The following is a 16,369-nucleotide window of genomic DNA, read 5'->3' as shown; positions in this document are numbered from 1 at the left end:
CGATGGGGTTCAGAAATCCCAACGAGTAGTGAGCATGAAGTTGCGCGGCTCGCCGTATGCCGCAGAATTGTAGAAGCCGATGTTGGTGTAGTAGGACTTGTCAAAGATGTTATTGGCGTTCAGCGTCGTCGAGAGATTTTCGCTGAACTGATAACGGGCCATGGCGTCCACCAGCCAGTAGGCTTTCTGGGAAAACTCCTCGTAGCCGCCATGCGGGGAGTTGTAGATATCCTGCCACGCAACGCTCTGCCAGCGGGTGCCGCCGCCGAGGGTGAGCCGGTCAAGATTGCCTTTGAGCTTGTAGGAGGTATACAGGCTGATTTGATCTTCGGGCTCGAAGGTGGAGATTTTTATGTCGTTGTCGTCACGCACGATCTTGTGCGTGTAGCCGGCCTGCAGCTGCCAGCCAGGCGCCAGCTCGCCGGACATCTCGATTTCATAACCCTTGGTGACGGCTTGGGTACCTTTGAACGCATAGTTGTCAGGGGTCGGCTGGCGATTGTTGTACTCGTCATCGGACACCGAACGATTGTCTTCATGAATTTCGAAGTAGGCAGCGCTGGCGTTCAAGCGTTTGTCGAAGAACTCGGCCTTGATGCCAAGTTCATAGTTCTGGCCTTCGTCCGGATCAAGGATCTTGTTATCGCGGTCGCGGTTGTAGTTTTCCTGCGGCATGAAAATGTCCGTGTAGCTGGCGTACACCGAATAGGTGTCGTTCAGGTCATAGACCGCGCCAGCGTAAGGCACAAAGCGCCCGGTTTCCTTGTAGGACGGGGTGATGCCAGTCAGCTGGTAGTTAACGACGCGCCCGCCGAGCAACACCTTCAAGTCGTCGGTGATGTTCAGGCGTGTGGTGACGTAGGCACCTGTCTGGCGCACGGTATCGTCGATCCACTGCGTCTGCGAGCCCCAATCAGGTTCGCGGAAGTTGCCGTGCCAATTGTTGAAATCGACGACATTCGGGCCGTAGGTGGTGTAATCCCAGTAGCCTTTGCCTTTCCAGGTAGACGTGGCAATGGAGCCGCCCACCACCAGTTCATGTTCACGCCCCAGCAGGCTGAAGGGTCCGGTGACGTACAGGTCGGCTGAGTCGCTGACGGTTTCACCGGTGTATTTGCCGGCTGTGATGGATGAGGTGCCATCGGCATTTGGCGTGCTGCCCTGAATGGAGCCCACGAGCGCGTGGTAGCCATTGATCTTGTGATCCAGCTGCAGCTTGCCGACCCAACCGTTATCGAAGTTGTGCTCGAGCATGGCGAATACGGTGCGCGTGTATTGCTCCCAGCTGCTCCAGTCGGCGCCGTTGTTGAACGAGCGCGAGATGTGATTGCGATCACCGTTGGCATCGATCAGCGGGAAACTCCCCGACCATGTGGACGCCTTGGGCAGGCTGTCCTGGTAGTCGCCGCCGACTGTGAGCATGGTGTCCGGTGACAGATCGAATTCCATGATCCCGTAGTACACCGGACTCTTGCGCGAATAGCGGTCCATGAACGAGTTTTTGTCCTGATAAGCGGCAACGGCGCGGCCACGCACATTGCCGGTTTCGGTCAGCGGGCCACTCACGTCCAGCTCACTGCGATAGTTGTCCCAGGAACCGACACCCAGGCTGGCATGCCCCTGAAAGTCGGCGGTGGGCTTTTTGCGCACCAGGTTGATGGTGGCGCCCAGCGATCCGGCGCCCGTCAACAGCCCGGTCGCGCCCTTGAGCACCTCGACCCGGTCGTAGATGGCCATGTCGCTCAGAGTGTTACCTGCGGAATAGCCGACGTTGCGGGACGTGGAGGGAATACCGTCGTACTGGAAATTATTGATGGAAAACCCGCGGGCATAGTAGTTGCTGCGCTCGGTGTCGAACGCCGACACGGTGATGCCCGGCGTATGGCGCATCACATCGTCGACGTTATTCAGGCCGAAGTCATTCATGTGCTGACGCGTGACGACGGTGATCGATTGCGGTGTCTCGCGCGGGGACAGGACCAGGCGCGTCGAGGTGGCGATGGTGCCCGGCGTATAGGACCCAGAGCCCTCGGTGATGGTCCCCAGTTCATTGGAGACGATCTCCGTGCGGCCCAATTCTATTGCCGAGGTCTGGGAACTTCCGGGGCTCAGGGAATAGCGCCCGTCGCTCTCCTGAATCGCCCGCAAGCCTGAACCAGCCAGCAAACGCTCAAGCCCATCAGTCATGGCGAATTTCCCGTCCAGCCCTGTCGAACTGAGCCCTCGCGTGAGCGCCGGGTCAAACGACAAGACCACACCGGCCTCGGCTGCAAAGCGGGTCAGGGCCGTGCCCAGATCGCCGGCGCTGATGTGGTACTCGCGCACGCTGCCTTCGGCGGCGTAAGCCGGCAACGAAGCGCCGATTCCCAGCAACGTAGAACACAGCAGGGCGCCGCGCAGACTCGTCGTGAGGCGGCCGGTCTTGAAGGGTATTTTCATCTTTGCATGTCTCGTCGTCTTGATTGGCAGGCGGGCTGTTTACCCTTCTGCTCTATGAGTCGAACGAGAATGAGAAAACCTATCATCAACAGTGAATTTTTTTAACGCGGCAATACGGTTACCCAATAGCGGGTCTTTGCTTCTACACGCACCGGCAAGCTGGTGGTCAGCGCCTGCAAGGCCTGATCAGTGTCGTTCAAGGCAAAGGCACCGCTGATGCGCAGGCCGGCAATGGCGGGATCACAGCGCAGCCAGCCGGAGCGGTAGCGGCCCAGTTCCGCGAGAAAACTGTCGAGGCGTTGCTCGTTGGCGACCAGCACGCCCTTGCTCCAGCTATCCTGGCCGGGCGTCACGGGGGAGGGGATTTGTGTCTGGCGACTATCGAACGCGCACTGCATCCCGGCATCCACTACCAGCGGTAAGCCCGCGAGCGGAGTAATGCGGACCTGATGCTCGAACACCGCAACGCGTGCAGCGCCGTTTTCACTGCGCACCGAGAATCGTGTGCCGAGCGCCTGGACGACACCTTGCGGGGTTTGCACGAAAAACGGTTGACCCGCCGGATCCGGGGCAGTCGTGACCAGAATCTCGCCCTCGCGCAGCATCAGCCGGCGACTGTTGGCGTCGTAGGCGACATCCACAGCGCTTGCGGTATCGAGTTGCAGCAGGGTGCCATCCGCCAGTACGGTTCTGAGTTGTTCGCCGGTCGCCGTACGATAATCGGCGGTCCAGCCCGCTGTGTGTGCGTGTCGATAGCCGCCATAGCTGAGCATGCCGCCACCGACCGCCAGGACCAGGCCCTTGAGTAACGTGCGGCGACCGCTCTGTTCCGGTTGATCGGCCAGACTGAACGCGCGTCCCGTCACACCTGTCGGCAGACCTTGCAGGCGCTGCTGCAACTGCTGCGCCTGATCCCAGGCCCAACGGTTTTCGCCGCAGCTGGCGAGCCATTCGCTCCAGACACCTTGATCCGCGCAGGTAACATCCTCGCTTTGCAGCTTGGTGAACCAGTTTGCGGCTTGCTCAAGCGCCAGTCTTTGCTGAGGGGTCAGGGTGGTCATTGTGATCAGCGCTCCACACCCAGGCTGTACAGCATGCAGTGCTGCGTCGCTTTGGCGATGTAGCGGTTGATGGTCACGACGGAGACGCCCAATTGGGCGGCGATGGCTTTGTAATTCATACCGTCGATCTGGGAAAGCAGAAACGCGCGCCGCACATTGGCGCCCAGGCCCGCGAGCATCGCATCCAGTTCGTAAAGGCTTTCAAGCAGAATCGCTTTGGATTCTTCGCTGATGGTCACCGCTTCGGGCTGTTCGGCCATAGCCTGCAACCAGGCCCGCTCAAGGCGCGCCCGGCGAAAATGATCAATCATCAGCCGCCGCGCGATAGTCGCCAGATAGCCCTTTGGCTCACGCACGGCTTCAAGCTGGACAGCGGCATCCTTGGCGGTCAGCACGCGGATAAAAACGTCTTGCACCAGATCAGCTGCCAGATCACGGCACTCGACGCGCGGGCGTAACCAGCCAAATAGCCAACGATGATGATCGCGATAAAAAACGCTGACCTGCTGCTTGAAAGGGGAAGGGCTGGGCATAGGGGCAAACTAATAATGCAATTAGGATTGATTATCATTCTAGGGTTGGCGGCGTTTGTTCTGCAAGCCTGTAGCGTGCGTTCGGCGTTTTCACCGGCGGGATCCACTGTCGCTTATGCATTGACAGACCTTTAGACGTATCCTTCGGGCGACGTATCGGGCTCGCGGTTCGTCGATACGATCCTCACCCTCTGCCCACGCCAACAGGAGTTTTGCGTGCAAAAGGATTACCTGGCGTTTTTCACTTCCTTGTTTCTGTCGCGGCTGGCGGATCAGATTCTGTTGTTCATCGTGCCATTGGTTGTATTCCAGACCACCAATAGCGCCGCCTGGGCCGGTTTGGCGTTCTTCGTCGAATCGCTGCCGCGCTTTCTGGCGTTTCCGGTCTGCGGGGCACTGTGCGACAGGTTCTCCCCGATCAGAATCCTGCACATCAGCCAGGTGTATCGAGCGCTGATCTGCGTTCTGGCGGTGATTCTGCACGCTGTTTTCGGCGGCATTTTCTGGCTTGTCGCGCTTTCGGCCTTGTGCGGTGTGTTGACAACTCAGGGCATCATGGCTCGCGAGGTTCTGCTGCCGTATATTTTCCAGCGCTACAGCTATACCAAGACCCTGTCGTACTCGCAGATTGCCGACCAGACAGGCCTGGTGCTCGGGCCTCTGGTTGCGGCTCTGCTGCTGGAAGTCTGGGCATGGTATTGGGTGGCGTTGTGCAGCGCCGGCCTGTTTTTGCTGGCGGATCTGGCCATGCTGGTGTGGCAGCGCAACTGCCGGATCACCCTGGAACTCCACCCGCAGCACGGCGACATCTGGTGGCGTCCGTTCAAGATCGCGGTCGGGCACATCTTCAAGCTGACGGAGCTGAAAAAAGTCATCACGCTGGCGGTGGGGGTGAACCTGATCGTGGGTGTCACGGCGGCGACTTCTGCAGCAATGATCATTGGTGAATTTGCCGCCGACAAGGCCACTTACGCAGGCCTGCAGATGGCCGGCGCGGTGACCACGATCCTGATTCTGTTCTGCCTCGCGAGATGGGTCCTGCCGTTACGGGTCCTGGGCAGCGTTGCCTACGTGATGATTGCTGGCGGGGCGTTTATCAGTGCCTTGAGTCCCAACCTGGGGGGCTATGTGTTGGGCTTCCTGCTGATTGTGGGCTTCGACAAAATGTTTAACGTCTATATGCGCAGCATTCGCCAGCGGGTAATTCCCGCCCAGGATTTCGGCAAGACGGTGGGCGTGATCACGCTGCTTAACAATCTGTCGCAGCCGCTGGCCGGACTGTTGGTCGCGGTGCTGGCGGCTCCGTTGGGTACGCAGCGGGTGATTCTGATTCTTGCCGCGTTGACCGCACTGCTGGGGGCGATGGCGTTACTGCTGTTCTCAGGCAAGACGGTTGTGTTGCAGTCGGGCGAGCTGAACGCGGACCCAGCCATCAAGGATCGATAACGCAGCGTCAAAGACCGGTCGAGTCGGTCACTTCAGCTATTTCGCAGAACGCTGTCGCCGGCATTCACCGGCAGCCGCATGACATCGACCAGCCCCAGAAGCCCCAAGGCGGCTACGCCCAGAAACGCAACGCGAAAGTCGAACGTCTGGGCGACTATATCCCCACCGCGCAGGGACATTGAGAAACGCAGCAGCAATGCGGCCACTGTCACGCCGATGCCCATCGCCAACTGGAAGAACATGCTGAACAGTGCAGACGCTTCGCTCATGCGACTTTTTTCAACATCAGCGAAGCCGATTGAGTTGTAGCAGGTGAACTGCATGGAGCGGGACAGCCCGCCGACGAACAGAATGACAGCGATCAACCACAAGGGTGTGGTCGCCGTGAAGCATGCACACGCTGCTATGGACAGGACGCCGATGATCCCGTTGAGCAACAGCACCCGCCGAAAACCGTAGCGCTGCATGATGGCGGTCGTGAACGGCTTCATCGCCAGGTTTCCGGCGAAGACGGCCAGCACCAGGGTTCCGGCTTCAACCGGAGATAGCCCGAAGGCAACCTGAAACAGCAGCGGCAGCAGGAAGGGTAACGCGCTGATCGCCATCCTGAACATCGATCCGCCGAAGACGCTGACCCTGAAGGTCTGGATGGACAGGGTGTCGAGGGCGAGGAGCGGGTTCGCGTGAGTACGACAGTGATGGATTGCCAGGACGGCAAACACTATCCCAGACGCCAGAACTCCCGCCCCGACCAATAACCCATCGCCGCTATGACTGCCGAGCCATTCCAGCCCGCCAAGAATCGTCGCGCAGGCTCCTGACAGCAGCACAAATCCTCTGCCGTCGAACTTGCGCACGTTCTCTTCCTTGCCGGCGGGCACCAGCCATAACGCGGCAATCAAGGCCAGCACACCCAAGGGCAAATTGAGGTAGAAAATCCATGGCCAGTCAAAATGGGTGACGATCAAGCCACCTGCGACCGGCCCGAGAATCGGCGCGACCAGGCCGGGCCAGGTGATCACCGCGATCATCTTGACCAGGTCCTTCTTGTCGGTATTGCGCAACACCGCAAGACGGCCAACCGGCACCATCAGCGCCCCGCCAATACCTTGCAGCACCCGGGATGCGACGAAGGCTTCAAAGCTTGTGCTCATGGCGCACAGCAGCGACGCGACCGTAAACGTCACGATGGCTGCGGTGAAGACCCGGCGCGCGCCGAACCGATCCGCCACCCAGCCTGACAGAGGTATGAAGATTGCCACAGCGAGCAGGTACGCGGTGATTCCGAGATTCATGTCGACCGGGCTCACCGCAAAATCAGCCGCCATTTTCGGCAACGCGGTCGCAATGACAGTCGCGTCCAGATTTTCCATGAAGAACGTGACTGCCACGACAATGGCGATGAGTCGGGTCTGCAGGCTGATGCCCGCGCCGACCTTCGCCGCTGACTCTTGAACCGGAGCAATCACCGTCGATGTCCTTTTAAGCGTTGAGAGCGATGGCTGTCCTTTTAGCAGAGAGCGGGCCTTGCTGCGACCACTAACCCGCCCAGGCCCGATCAATCCGCTGGTTCAGCTGTTGAGACTTGTGCGGCGAAGCAGGTCGTCGATGGCCCGCAGCGCCAGTGGATAACCGTCGGCGCCCATGCCGCAGATCACTGCATCGACAACGCCGGACATGATCGAATGACGATGAAGCTCATCTCGTGCATGGATGTTCGACAGGTGCAATTCAATCAACGGCCTGTCGATCATCTTCAAGGCATCCAGTACCGGGATCGAATGAAAGGACAGGCCTGCCGGGTTGATGATCAGTGCGGCGCCTTGTTCGAAGGCTTCTTGAATCCAGTCGACCATCACACCCTCGTGATTGGTCTGGCGAAACTCACAGGCCAGGCCCAGTTCCTCGGCCAGCATCACGCTGCTTTGGCGAATCTGCTCAAGCGTGGTGTGGCCATAGATGTGCGGTTCGCGACGACCCAGGAGGTTCAGGTTCGGGCCGTTGAGGATAAAGACGGTGCGGTTCATGGTCGTCCTGCTGATTTATTTGGAAAGGATGGCGCTGGAGGCGGTGTCGACCGGGTCTTGTGCGGCGACGGCGTTGAGGTCAACGCCTCGGGTTTCCGGGCCAATGACGATCATGGCCAGCGAGATCAGGTTGATGACGGCGCACAACGAGACCAATGGCCAAGGCGAGTTGCCGGACTGGCTCATTAACCAGACGGCGATCATCGGCATGGGCCCGCCGACCAGCAGGTTGGCGCCGGTATACGCCAGGGCCGAGCCGGAGTAACGCACCTCGGTCGGAAACGCTTCAGCGAAGGCCACTGGCTGGATCCCGCTCTGGAACTGGGTGAACCCCAAGAACAAGCCCATGATGGCCATGATCGCGGAAACGTTTTGCGTGTTCAGAATCGGGAAGTACACCATCAGGATCAGCAGCGTCATGCACGAGCCAAGGATCAAGGCCTTTTTGCGACCCCAGCGATCTGACAGATAGCCGCCCGCCAGTGCGCCGAAAATCGCACAGATGTTGGCGACCATCAGTGACATGAAACCCATCGACTGGCTCATGCCAAGGTGCTTGGTCAGGTAGCTCAGCGAGAAAATCACGATCAGATAAAACAGCGCGGCAGGGGAGCAGAAGAACAGCATCAGCCGCAGAATGGTTTTGTAATGGCTGCCCAGTGCGGATTTCAGCGGGCTGGTTGTCTGCTTGATCGGCGCTTTTTTCAGGGCAATGAACGCGGGTGTTTCAGAGACCTTGAGGCGGATGAAAATCGCCACGATCACCAATATGAAGCTCATCACAAATGGAATTCGCCAGCCGAAGCTTTCGAACTGTTCGCTGGAAAGCGTGGCGGCGAGCCCCAAAAGCACGGCATTGGCCAATATCTGGCTGAGCGGCGAGCACAAACCCAACAGGCCCGAGTAACGTCCGCGACGGTCAGGCGCGGCATGTTCCAGCGCCATGAGCTGCGCGCCCGTGGACTCACCGCCCAGGGCGAATCCCTGGATGATGCGCAGCAGCACCAGGAGAATCGGCGCCCAGACCCCGATCTGACCGTAAGTGGGCAACAGGCCCATCAGCACCGAAGCCAGGCCCATCATGGTGACGGTCGCCAGCATCAGATTGCGCCGACCCAACTTGTCGCCGAGGTAACCGCAAGTAATGGCGCCCAATGGGCGCGCCGCCAGGCCGACACCGAACGTTGCCAGCGAGGCGAGGAGGCCGGCTGTTGGCTCCATCGCCGGGAAAAACAGCTTGGGCAGAATCGTCGCCGATATCGCGCCATAAAGGGTGAAATCGAACCACTCCAGGGCGGTGCCGATGGTGGCGGCCGTTACCGCTTTGCGAGGCATGCGCAGGTCATGACTCTCGTTGCTGATCGTGCTCATAAGAGGTGCTCGTCATTGTTTTTATGGTTATGAGGTGCTCACACGATTCCGTTCGGACCACAAGATTGGCAGGAAGCGTCGAAGTCGGTAGACGTTAACGCATCCTGCTTGCAAAATAATTATCGAAATCTATACAAATGCATAAGCTGAACTTATGAGAGCGAGCTATGGAACTGCGGCACCTGAAGGCCTTCGTCGTGGCCGCCGACTTGCAACACTTCAGTCGGGCGGCCGAGCAGCTGGGAATCGCGCAACCCGCGCTAAGTCAATTGATGCGCACCCTGGAAACCGAGCTGGGCTTGGCACTGTTCAGACGCGAGAACCGCGGCGTGGTCCTGACCGCTGCGGGCATGGCGTTCCTGCCCCATGCGCGGCAATCCATCGAGTCCAGCGAATTGGCCAGTGCGGCGGCACGGCGTGCCAGAAGAGGAGAGGTGGGCGAAATCAACATCGGTTATCACTCGGCGCTGTTCGAGGCTAACTTGCCGCAATTGCTGCGGCATTACTTCAGCACCTTTCCCGAGGTCAAGTTGAGCCTGGTGGACGCCGGCATTCGCGAGCAACTTGAGATGCTGCTCGACCACAAGCTGGATCTGGCCTTTGCCAGGGTGTTCAAGGACCATCTGCCGGACCGCCTGCGCACCCATCCTTTCAGTCAGTCCAACCTTGTCCTGCTGCTGCCGGACAACCATGAGCTGGTGCAAAGTTTTACCGGCGACCTGGCGACGCTGCGGCACGAGAAGTTCGTTTTCCTCCAGGACCCGGCTGGCATCGGTCTGACTTCCCACACGCTTCAGGCATGCCGACAAAATCAACTGCATCCCGAGAACATCATGCACGTGCCTTCGCTGATGAGCATCCCGGGATTGGTGGCAGCGGGTATTGGTTTGAGCATCGTGCCCGAAGCGATGACCCGACTGACCATGCCTGGGGTGCGGGTCATACCGCTGGCCCAGACGGAAATGGTCAGCGAGCTTTCGCTGATTTCGCGCATCGATGAGCGCTCCAGTGCAGTGCTGCACTTCATTGAGGAGGCTCATGGTTGGGGATAGAGAATCATCCGGCTTTTTTCAGCGACCAGGTTGCGGCCGTCTCACAGCCGGAAGCGGCTGACCAGCGCATTGAATGAAATGGCCAGGCTGGATAGCTCCTGGGTCGAGGCGTTGGTCTGATGGGCGCCGGCCGCTGTCTGGGTCGACAGGTCCTGGATGTTGACCAGATTGCGATCAACTTCCCGAGCGACGTTGGCCTGCTCTTCGGAGGCGGTGGCGATGACCAGGTTGCGATCGTTGATCTGCGAAATGCCTTCGGCAATCAGCTCCAGCGCCTCGCCGGTGGCCAGGGCCAGCGACTGGGTATCGGTTACCAGCGACTGGCTTTTACCCATGGAGCTTACCGCCTGATCCGCACTGGCTTGCACGCTGTTGATCATGCCTTCGATTTCGCCGGTCGAGGCCTGGGTGCGTGCCGCCAGGGCACGAACTTCATCGGCGACCACGGCAAATCCACGACCCTGTTCGCCCGCCCTTGCGGCTTCGATGGCGGCGTTCAAGGCCAGCAGGTTGGTTTGTTCGGCGATCCCGCGGATCACATCCAATACTTTGCCAATGTCACGCACCTGGACGGCCAGCTCCTTGACCATGTTGGTGGACGCAGCAATTTCAGTGGTTGCGCTGTTGATCGAGGCGACGGCGCTGCGGGCCTGGTCGCGACCATTGCTGGCTTGCTCGCTGGTGGTTCGGGACGCTTCAGAAGTGGAGACCGCATTGCGCGCAACTTCTTCGACGGCCGAGGTCATTTGCGTGACGGCGGTGGCCGCCTGCTGGATCTCGTCGTTCTGGCGAACCAGGCCACGGCTGCCGTTGTCAGTGACCGCAGTCAGCTCCTCGGCAGCCGACGCCAGTTGGTCCGATGCGCTGGCAATCTGTTGAATCGTGCTTTTCAGGCTGCTCTGCATGTCGGCCAACGCCGTCAACAACTGGCCGGCCTCATCGCGGCCGGTACTGATGATGTGCTGGGTCAGATCGCCGTCGGCAATGCTGCGGGCGCTCGCGACGGCATTGGCAATGGGGCGGCTGATCAGGCGGCTGATAAACAGTCCGAGCAGGATGGCGGCAATGAACGCCACCGCGATACCGACATACAGCGAAGTCTTCGACGATGACTCCAGCCGGCTTGCTTCTTCGGCGCCTTCACCCACTTGTCGGTCGTTGGAATCGACCATGACGGTCAACCCGTCCATGACTGTGCGATAAGTCTTTTGCAGATCGCCCAACAGCAGGGCGCGGCCATTCTCCAGATCGCCGGCCTGCATCAGGCTGACGAACTTTTGTACCATCGCCTGATAAACGGGCCAGTCTTGCTGCATTTTGTCGCCAGCGGCACGTTCGTCGTCGGCCAGCGGCGTTTTTCGGTAGTCGGCGAATGCTTTCTCGCTGGCCAGTCGGTTGGCGTTCATCGATGCGATGAATTCATCTTTCACGCTTTGTGGCAAACCGGCGGCAGTGGCCAGGTACAACCTGTACAGATCGCGGCTTTGTCCGACGGCCTTGGTTTTGGTTTGCGCAGTGTTGGAGACAGACACCAGGTTGTTGGTGAACACCAGTTTCAGGCTCTCCGAAAGCCTGGAAACCCCCTGGCTGCCCAGGACGCCTACGCCCAGGGTGATGAACGCACACAGCGCGAAGGCTGTTATCAGTTTGGTCGAGAGTTTTGCGTCATTGATCCAGCTCATCGGGCATCCTGCTGACATATTTAGGGAAGAGGAAACTGAGCGGTCTCTTGGCGAGAAGTGGCTAGTTACCGGTTTCTCTATCGGCCATACTGTCAATGACTTTAATGTTACTTGAGATGTTTAGTGGTTGCGATGGCTCTGGAACGGGCTTTCCGGAGGGGTCGCTGCGTTGGCTCATGTACATAGGGGATCGCTGGACATGACAGTTGTGCATAAGGCTGCTCAATCAGGTTTCTCAAAAGAAGCAAGTACCTACACCCAAGGGCGCCCGGACTATCCCGGCGAAATACAGGCATGGCTTAGAGATACATTGGCTATCAGCCCTGGCGCTACCGTTATTGATTTAGGCGCCGGTACCGGGAAGCTCACGCGCCTGCTGGAAGCAATGGACATTGATGTCATTGCCGTCGAGCCGGTCGAGGCCATGCGAATCGAGTTTGCCAAACACTTGCCGAACACCAGGATTGTGCAGGGGACGGCCGAAGCTCTTCCACTTCAGGCGGGTACGGCTCAGGCACTGGTATGCGCCCAGGCGTTCCACTGGTTTGCCAATGAAACGGCGCTCGGCGAAATTCATCGAGTGCTTGAACCGGGTGGCCGGCTCGGACTGATCTGGAATGTGCGCGATGAGTCAGTGGACTGGGTGGCAGCCATCACCAAAATCATCACTCCCTACGAAGGCGATACCCCTCGTTTTCATACCGGAAACTGGCGACTGCCGTTCAAGGGGCGCTATTTCTCGGCGCCCGAACTGACCTGCTTCAAGTACACCCATGCCGGCACGGCCGAGACCGTCATCCTGGATCGTTTTCTGTCGGTGAGTTTCATCGCGGCCTTGCCATCAGCACAGAAAGAGGCGGTGGCTGATCAGCTGCGGACGTTGATCAGCACTCATCCGGCACTGCGCGGGCGTGAAACCATTGAATTCCCCTATCAAACCCAGGCTTATCTCTGTCGCCGGCTGGACTGAATCAATCCGTTTCGCGGAGCAAAGCCCGGCCATTCAAGCGGCGGTCGCCAGCCGCCGCCGCACCATCCGGGTCAGGCGTTCGCCCACTTTCTCGATCCCCTTGTTTTGCGCCACCACCTGGGCGCCTTCCATCAGCAGGGTAAGTTCTTCGGCAACCTGCTCCGGCTCGTTCAGCCCCAGCTGAGTGCAAAGGGCGACTAACCGGCGAAATTGCCGCTGTTTGTGGGTGTGAATCAGCTCTCGGGCCGGGTGCTCGGCATCTGGCAGTTCGGCCAGGGCATTGGTAAATGGGCAGCCCCGATAACCTGCGCGATCCAGGTCTGCAACCACGAAGTCGAGAAAACCCAGCAGTTGCTCGCGAGGGGATTCTGGATACTGCAGCGCCAGGCTGTCGAGCACATCGCTGTAGCTTTCCGTCAAGCGTTCGAGCCATTCCAGAACCAGCGAATCCTTGTTCTCAAAGTGGCGATACACGGTCATTTTCGTCGATGCCGCATGCGCTGCGATGGCGTCCACGCTGACGCGGGTGATGCCTTGTTCCATGAACAACGCCTGCGCGGCATCAACAATGCGCTCGCGAGGCGGCAACTGGGGTGTCCGTTCCGGACGCATGGGTAATCTCCGCTTGACAGCGATACTGGTAAGTATCGCATGATACTCATAGGTATCGTGTGATACCGAATAGTATCGATCATACCCATCTGGAGAACATCATGCACCTGTCCGAATACGCCGCCCAAGATGCGACGGCTCTGGCTCAACTGATCCGCGACAAGCAGGTCAGCGCCGAAGAAGTTCGTTCCGCAGCTGTTCAGGCTATGGAAGCACTGAATCCGCAGATCAACGCGTTGGTGGAAGTCTGGTCTGATGAGCCGGATTGCAGTGCCGGTGCGTTTCATGGCGTGCCGGTCTTGATCAAGGATCTGGGTATCACCGCTGCCGGACGTCGCAATGAATTGGGCAGTGCCCTGGCCTTGGGCTGCACCGCGCCAGGCGACTCGGAGCTGATGAGCCGTTTACGCCGTGCCGGGCTGTTGCCGCTGGGCCGAACCACCACACCTGAGTTCGCGGCGAGCACCACCACCGAAAGTCGGCTGTGTGGGCCCACACGTAATCCCTGGGATGTCGGTCGCAGCGCCGGGGGTTCCAGTGGTGGTTCGGGAGCGGCAGTGGCGGCGGGGATGGTGCCGGTAGCCCACGCCACGGATGGCGGTGGCTCGATCCGTGTGCCGGCGTCGATCTGTGGACTGTTCGGCTTGAAGCCCAGTCGCGGGCGAGTGCCCATGGGACCGGATGTCGACGAAGTGTGGAGCGGCCTTGCGGTTCATGGCGTGCTGACGCGTTCGGTACGTGACAGCGCGGCATTGCTGGACGCCATCCATGGCGGCGCACCCGGTGATCCGTTTCGTATTCCGTCCCCGGAAACCACTTTTCTGGAGCAATCCCTGCTTCAACCCGGTGCATTGCGTATCGGCGTGCAGACTCGCCCGCTGAACGGTCAAGCGCTGCATCCTGCCGTAGAGGACGCCTTGATGCAGACGGTGCGTAATCTTGAACTGCTGGGTCACCGGGTCGAAGAAGTGCAGCCGGACATCGGTCTGAGCTGGGATGCGTTCGTCGAGCTCAATGGCCGCTTCTGGTCCTCGAATACGGCCGCCTGGATCGACGCCATTGCCGCCGCTACAGGGCGCAGCATCGATTCCGACTATCTGGAGCCGGCGACGCTGGCGCTCTATCGGCTCGGGAAAACGCTGCGTGCCACCGAACTGCTGGGAGCACTGTTCGAGCGCAATATCGTTGCCCGAAAAGTCGGCGGTTTCTTCGAGCATTATGACCTGCTGCTGTCGCCGACCTTGCCGGGGCTCGCGCCGCTGATCGGTGCCTACAATGCCGGGCAGGAACATCTGGACGGGCGTGGCTGGATGAACCGGGTGTTCAATCAGTCGCCCTTCACCGCGCTGGCAAACGTGGTCGGCGCTCCGGCGATGTCGGTGCCTTTGGGCCACGACCCGCAGAGTGGATTGCCCATCGGCATGCAGTTCATGGGCACGTTCGGCGCTGAAGGCCTGTTGCTGGGATTGGCCGGGCAGCTGGAGCGCGAATTGCCTTGGGCAGGCCGTCGCCCAGCTGTTTGGGCGGGTCATCTCTGACAGGTCTGGCCGGGCTGAAAGCGGCGATCGCACAACGATCGTCGCGCCAGCAGACGATTTCCCCCGGCTATCACACTGGAGGCGTGAGCAGCGTGTTCACTTGCGACGCACTCGCGGTGCGATGCCGGTGAGCTGTTCGCGCATGCACGCCCACGCGGTGTAGAGGTTGTTGCGCAACGCTACGGCATCGACGGCCATGATTCGCAGCGAAACCCCACAATCGTTGGGCAATGCACTTACTCCCAGATAATTGTCGGGCAGCGCGGTCAAGGCATTGCGCAAGGCGGCTTTGAGTTGTTCGACAGGCAAGCCCTGACCGACAAACATGAAGGTCGCCAGTGCCTGGTAGCGACCACTGACGCCCGGTAATTGTCGCGACATGTCTTGCCCACACAGCGCCAGGCGATCTCCAGCCAACAGCCGACCGGAAGGGCAGCGCACTTCCAGATCCGCGCGGTAGAAATCGAAGATGCCATGGTTGTCCTGCGGGGCGTGCAGACAAAATGCATCACAGAGCATCACTCTGGCGCCGGGATGCAACGTCACCCTCACCTGACTGTGCAGTTTTGCCTGGGGAAACAGAATCGTTGCCATCGGCAGGTACTCCAGCAACGCTCCGCTTTCGGCAGTGAGGCTCACGGACTGCCGCGCCGATTGCTCAAGCATGCTGTGGGCGACGGTCGCCGCCCCGGTGCTGACATGGACCTGGCTGTCCGGCCCAGCATGCAAATTCACCTGCAAATCCTCCCCGGCGAAAATTCCGCCTGAGCATGACTGCAGATAGACGGCCGCCATGCCTTGGGGATCATCCGGCAGTTTCAGGGTTCGGCCCAGGTGAAAGGGATACCCCACGTGCTGCGCGCTGATATAGCTGGCCCCGGACGGCGCTTTACTGAAGACAATCCGCGCCTGTACGCGTGGGAATTCCTGAGGCGGAACGATCAAGGGTTGCAACAGCTCTTGCGGCGCGCTCATGGTTGGTCGAACAACACGGCGCGGCTGATCGCTTCGACCACTGCATCGACCCCTTCACCAGTGGCACAGTTGGTGAACAGCACGGGGCGTCCGTTGCGGGCTTCGGCGGATTCACGCCGCATGCGCGGCAAATCAACACCCACATAGGGCGCCAGATCGTATTTGTTGACCACCAGCAGGTCACAGCTCAACACCCCCGGGCCGCGTTTGCGCGGGATATCGTCGCCTCCCGCCACATCGATGACGAAGATCCAGTAGTCCACCAGATCCAGCGAGAACGTCGAAGCCAGGTTGTCGCCGCCGGACTCGATCAGGATCAGGTCCAGATTGGCGAAGCGTCCTTCCAGCTCATCGGCCATTTGCAGGTTCAACGTCGGGTCTTCACGGATCGCCGTGTGCGGGCAGGCGCCGGTTTCCACCGCGCAAACGCGCTGCGGGTCGATCAGGCCACTGCGGCGCACGCGTTCGGCGTCTTCACGGGTGGCCAGATCGTTGGTGATGATCGCCAACTCAGTGCCCCGAGCCAGAAAGCGCGGGATCAGTTGTTCCAGCAGGCGGGTCTTGCCTGATCCCACCGGGCCGCCGATCCCGACCCGCGCGGCGCCGGGATGGGGCTGTGGCTCGGAAAGAGGCAGTGCGGTCGCAGGTATGTTCATCTCGGAA

General features: G+C 59.9%; 14 protein-coding genes and 1 pseudogene. 4 read left to right on the top strand and 11 right to left on the bottom strand.

The features are described 5' to 3' along the window. Positions 1-9 precede the first annotated feature (9 nt). The 3 genes from CFII64_RS19040 to CFII64_RS19030 all read right to left on the bottom strand — a co-directional run bounded on the left by CFII64_RS19040 (position 10) and on the right by CFII64_RS19030 (position 4,033). A complete protein-coding gene (locus CFII64_RS19040; protein ID WP_020292457.1) occupies positions 10-2,439 on the bottom strand; it encodes a TonB-dependent siderophore receptor in 2,430 nt (809 codons plus the stop codon). 101 nt (positions 2,440-2,540) lie between these two features. Beyond that, positions 2,541-3,500 carry a FecR domain-containing protein gene (locus CFII64_RS19035; protein WP_020292456.1) on the bottom strand — a complete coding sequence of 320 codons (960 nt, stop codon included), beginning with the start codon at positions 3,498-3,500 and terminating at the stop codon, positions 2,541-2,543. Positions 3,501-3,505: 5 nt separating this feature from the next. Then, positions 3,506-4,033, bottom strand: coding sequence for a sigma-70 family RNA polymerase sigma factor (locus CFII64_RS19030; RefSeq protein WP_020292455.1), 528 nt, complete (start codon positions 4,031-4,033; stop codon positions 3,506-3,508). A gap of 216 nt (positions 4,034-4,249) precedes the next feature. Here CFII64_RS19030 and CFII64_RS19025 point away from each other — a divergent pair, with 216 nt between their 5' ends. Continuing rightward, the gene (locus CFII64_RS19025) at positions 4,250-5,479 is read left to right on the top strand and encodes an MFS transporter (protein WP_020292454.1); all 1,230 of its coding nucleotides are present in this window, start codon (positions 4,250-4,252) and stop codon (positions 5,477-5,479) included. A 32-nt stretch (positions 5,480-5,511) separates the two neighbouring features. On the opposite strand, the gene CFII64_RS19020 is transcribed toward CFII64_RS19025, so the two are convergent. The 3 genes from CFII64_RS19020 to CFII64_RS19010 all read right to left on the bottom strand — a co-directional run bounded on the left by CFII64_RS19020 (position 5,512) and on the right by CFII64_RS19010 (position 8,877). Continuing rightward, positions 5,512-6,903 (bottom strand): DHA2 family efflux MFS transporter permease subunit, encoded by a 1,392-nt coding sequence (locus CFII64_RS19020; protein ID WP_044901554.1) that lies wholly within the window; start codon positions 6,901-6,903, stop codon positions 5,512-5,514. A 147-nt stretch (positions 6,904-7,050) separates the two neighbouring features. Then, positions 7,051-7,506, bottom strand: coding sequence for a type II 3-dehydroquinate dehydratase (locus CFII64_RS19015; RefSeq protein ID WP_020292452.1), 456 nt, complete (start codon positions 7,504-7,506; stop codon positions 7,051-7,053). A gap of 15 nt (positions 7,507-7,521) precedes the next feature. After that, positions 7,522-8,877, bottom strand: a complete 1,356-nt coding sequence (locus tag CFII64_RS19010) for an MFS transporter (protein WP_020292451.1) — start codon at positions 8,875-8,877, stop codon at positions 7,522-7,524. A 167-nt stretch (positions 8,878-9,044) separates the two neighbouring features. Here CFII64_RS19010 and CFII64_RS19005 point away from each other — a divergent pair, with 167 nt between their 5' ends. Then, entirely contained in the window at positions 9,045-9,929 is an 885-nt protein-coding gene (locus tag CFII64_RS19005; protein WP_020292450.1) for a LysR family transcriptional regulator, read from the top strand. A 41-nt stretch (positions 9,930-9,970) separates the two neighbouring features. Here the strand turns inward: CFII64_RS19005 and CFII64_RS30575 are convergent, their stop codons facing one another. Next, positions 9,971-10,834 carry a methyl-accepting chemotaxis protein gene (locus CFII64_RS30575; RefSeq protein ID WP_371106457.1) on the bottom strand — a complete coding sequence of 288 codons (864 nt, stop codon included), beginning with the start codon at positions 10,832-10,834 and terminating at the stop codon, positions 9,971-9,973. After that, positions 10,829-11,611: pseudogene (locus CFII64_RS30570) on the bottom strand (MCP four helix bundle domain-containing protein); the annotation flags it as partial. The gene CFII64_RS30575 and the pseudogene CFII64_RS30570, both read right to left, overlap by 6 nt. A 199-nt stretch (positions 11,612-11,810) precedes the next feature. On the opposite strand from CFII64_RS30570, the gene CFII64_RS18995 reads away from it, so the two are divergent. Continuing rightward, complete coding sequence (locus CFII64_RS18995) at positions 11,811-12,581, top strand: class I SAM-dependent methyltransferase (RefSeq protein WP_044901504.1); 771 nt, start codon at positions 11,811-11,813, stop codon at positions 12,579-12,581. 33 nt (positions 12,582-12,614) lie between these two features. Here CFII64_RS18995 and CFII64_RS18990 read toward each other — a convergent pair whose 3' ends face one another. Beyond that, on the bottom strand, positions 12,615-13,193 hold the full coding sequence (locus tag CFII64_RS18990) for a TetR/AcrR family transcriptional regulator (protein WP_020292447.1): 579 nt from the start codon (positions 13,191-13,193) through the stop codon (positions 12,615-12,617). 101 nt (positions 13,194-13,294) lie between these two features. Here CFII64_RS18990 and CFII64_RS18985 point away from each other — a divergent pair, with 101 nt between their 5' ends. Further along, positions 13,295-14,731, top strand: a complete 1,437-nt coding sequence (locus CFII64_RS18985) for an amidase (protein WP_020292446.1) — start codon at positions 13,295-13,297, stop codon at positions 14,729-14,731. Between the two features lie 96 nt (positions 14,732-14,827). Here CFII64_RS18985 and CFII64_RS18980 read toward each other — a convergent pair whose 3' ends face one another. Both CFII64_RS18980 and ureG read right to left on the bottom strand, forming a co-directional pair. Next, the gene (locus tag CFII64_RS18980; RefSeq protein ID WP_020292445.1) at positions 14,828-15,706 is read right to left on the bottom strand and encodes an urease accessory protein UreD; all 879 of its coding nucleotides are present in this window, start codon (positions 15,704-15,706) and stop codon (positions 14,828-14,830) included. Further along, positions 15,703-16,362, bottom strand: coding sequence for an urease accessory protein UreG (ureG, locus tag CFII64_RS18975; protein WP_020292444.1), 660 nt, complete (start codon positions 16,360-16,362; stop codon positions 15,703-15,705). Before ureG ends, CFII64_RS18980 begins: the two co-directional genes overlap by 4 nt. Between the last annotated feature and the right edge of the window lie 7 nt (positions 16,363-16,369).

The organism is Pseudomonas sp. CFII64 (assembly GCF_000416235.1).
GTDB lineage: Bacteria > Pseudomonadota > Gammaproteobacteria > Pseudomonadales > Pseudomonadaceae > Aquipseudomonas.
This window is presented reverse-complemented; position numbering and strand designations above follow the sequence as displayed.

Excerpts from the sequence above, each read along its gene's own strand:
- CFII64_RS19040 (WP_020292457.1), bottom strand. The coding sequence starts at position 2,439 with ATGAAAATACCCTTCAAGACCGGCCGCCTCACGACGAGTCTGCGCGGC.
- CFII64_RS19035 (WP_020292456.1), bottom strand. The coding sequence starts at position 3,500 with ATGACCACCCTGACCCCTCAGCAAAGACTGGCGCTTGAGCAAGCCGCA.
- CFII64_RS19030 (WP_020292455.1), bottom strand. The coding sequence starts at position 4,033 with ATGCCCAGCCCTTCCCCTTTCAAGCAGCAGGTCAGCGTTTTTTATCGC.
- CFII64_RS19015 (WP_020292452.1), bottom strand. The coding sequence starts at position 7,506 with ATGAACCGCACCGTCTTTATCCTCAACGGCCCGAACCTGAACCTCCTG.
- CFII64_RS19010 (WP_020292451.1), bottom strand. The coding sequence starts at position 8,877 with ATGAGCACGATCAGCAACGAGAGTCATGACCTGCGCATGCCTCGCAAA.
- CFII64_RS19005 (WP_020292450.1), top strand. The coding sequence starts at position 9,045 with ATGGAACTGCGGCACCTGAAGGCCTTCGTCGTGGCCGCCGACTTGCAA.
- CFII64_RS30575 (WP_371106457.1), bottom strand. The coding sequence starts at position 10,834 with ATGCAGAGCAGCCTGAAAAGCACGATTCAACAGATTGCCAGCGCATCG.
- CFII64_RS18995 (WP_044901504.1), top strand. The coding sequence starts at position 11,811 with ATGACAGTTGTGCATAAGGCTGCTCAATCAGGTTTCTCAAAAGAAGCA.
- CFII64_RS18990 (WP_020292447.1), bottom strand. The coding sequence starts at position 13,193 with ATGCGTCCGGAACGGACACCCCAGTTGCCGCCTCGCGAGCGCATTGTT.
- CFII64_RS18985 (WP_020292446.1), top strand. The coding sequence starts at position 13,295 with ATGCACCTGTCCGAATACGCCGCCCAAGATGCGACGGCTCTGGCTCAA.
- CFII64_RS18980 (WP_020292445.1), bottom strand. The coding sequence starts at position 15,706 with ATGAGCGCGCCGCAAGAGCTGTTGCAACCCTTGATCGTTCCGCCTCAG.
- ureG (WP_020292444.1), bottom strand. The coding sequence starts at position 16,362 with ATGAACATACCTGCGACCGCACTGCCTCTTTCCGAGCCACAGCCCCAT.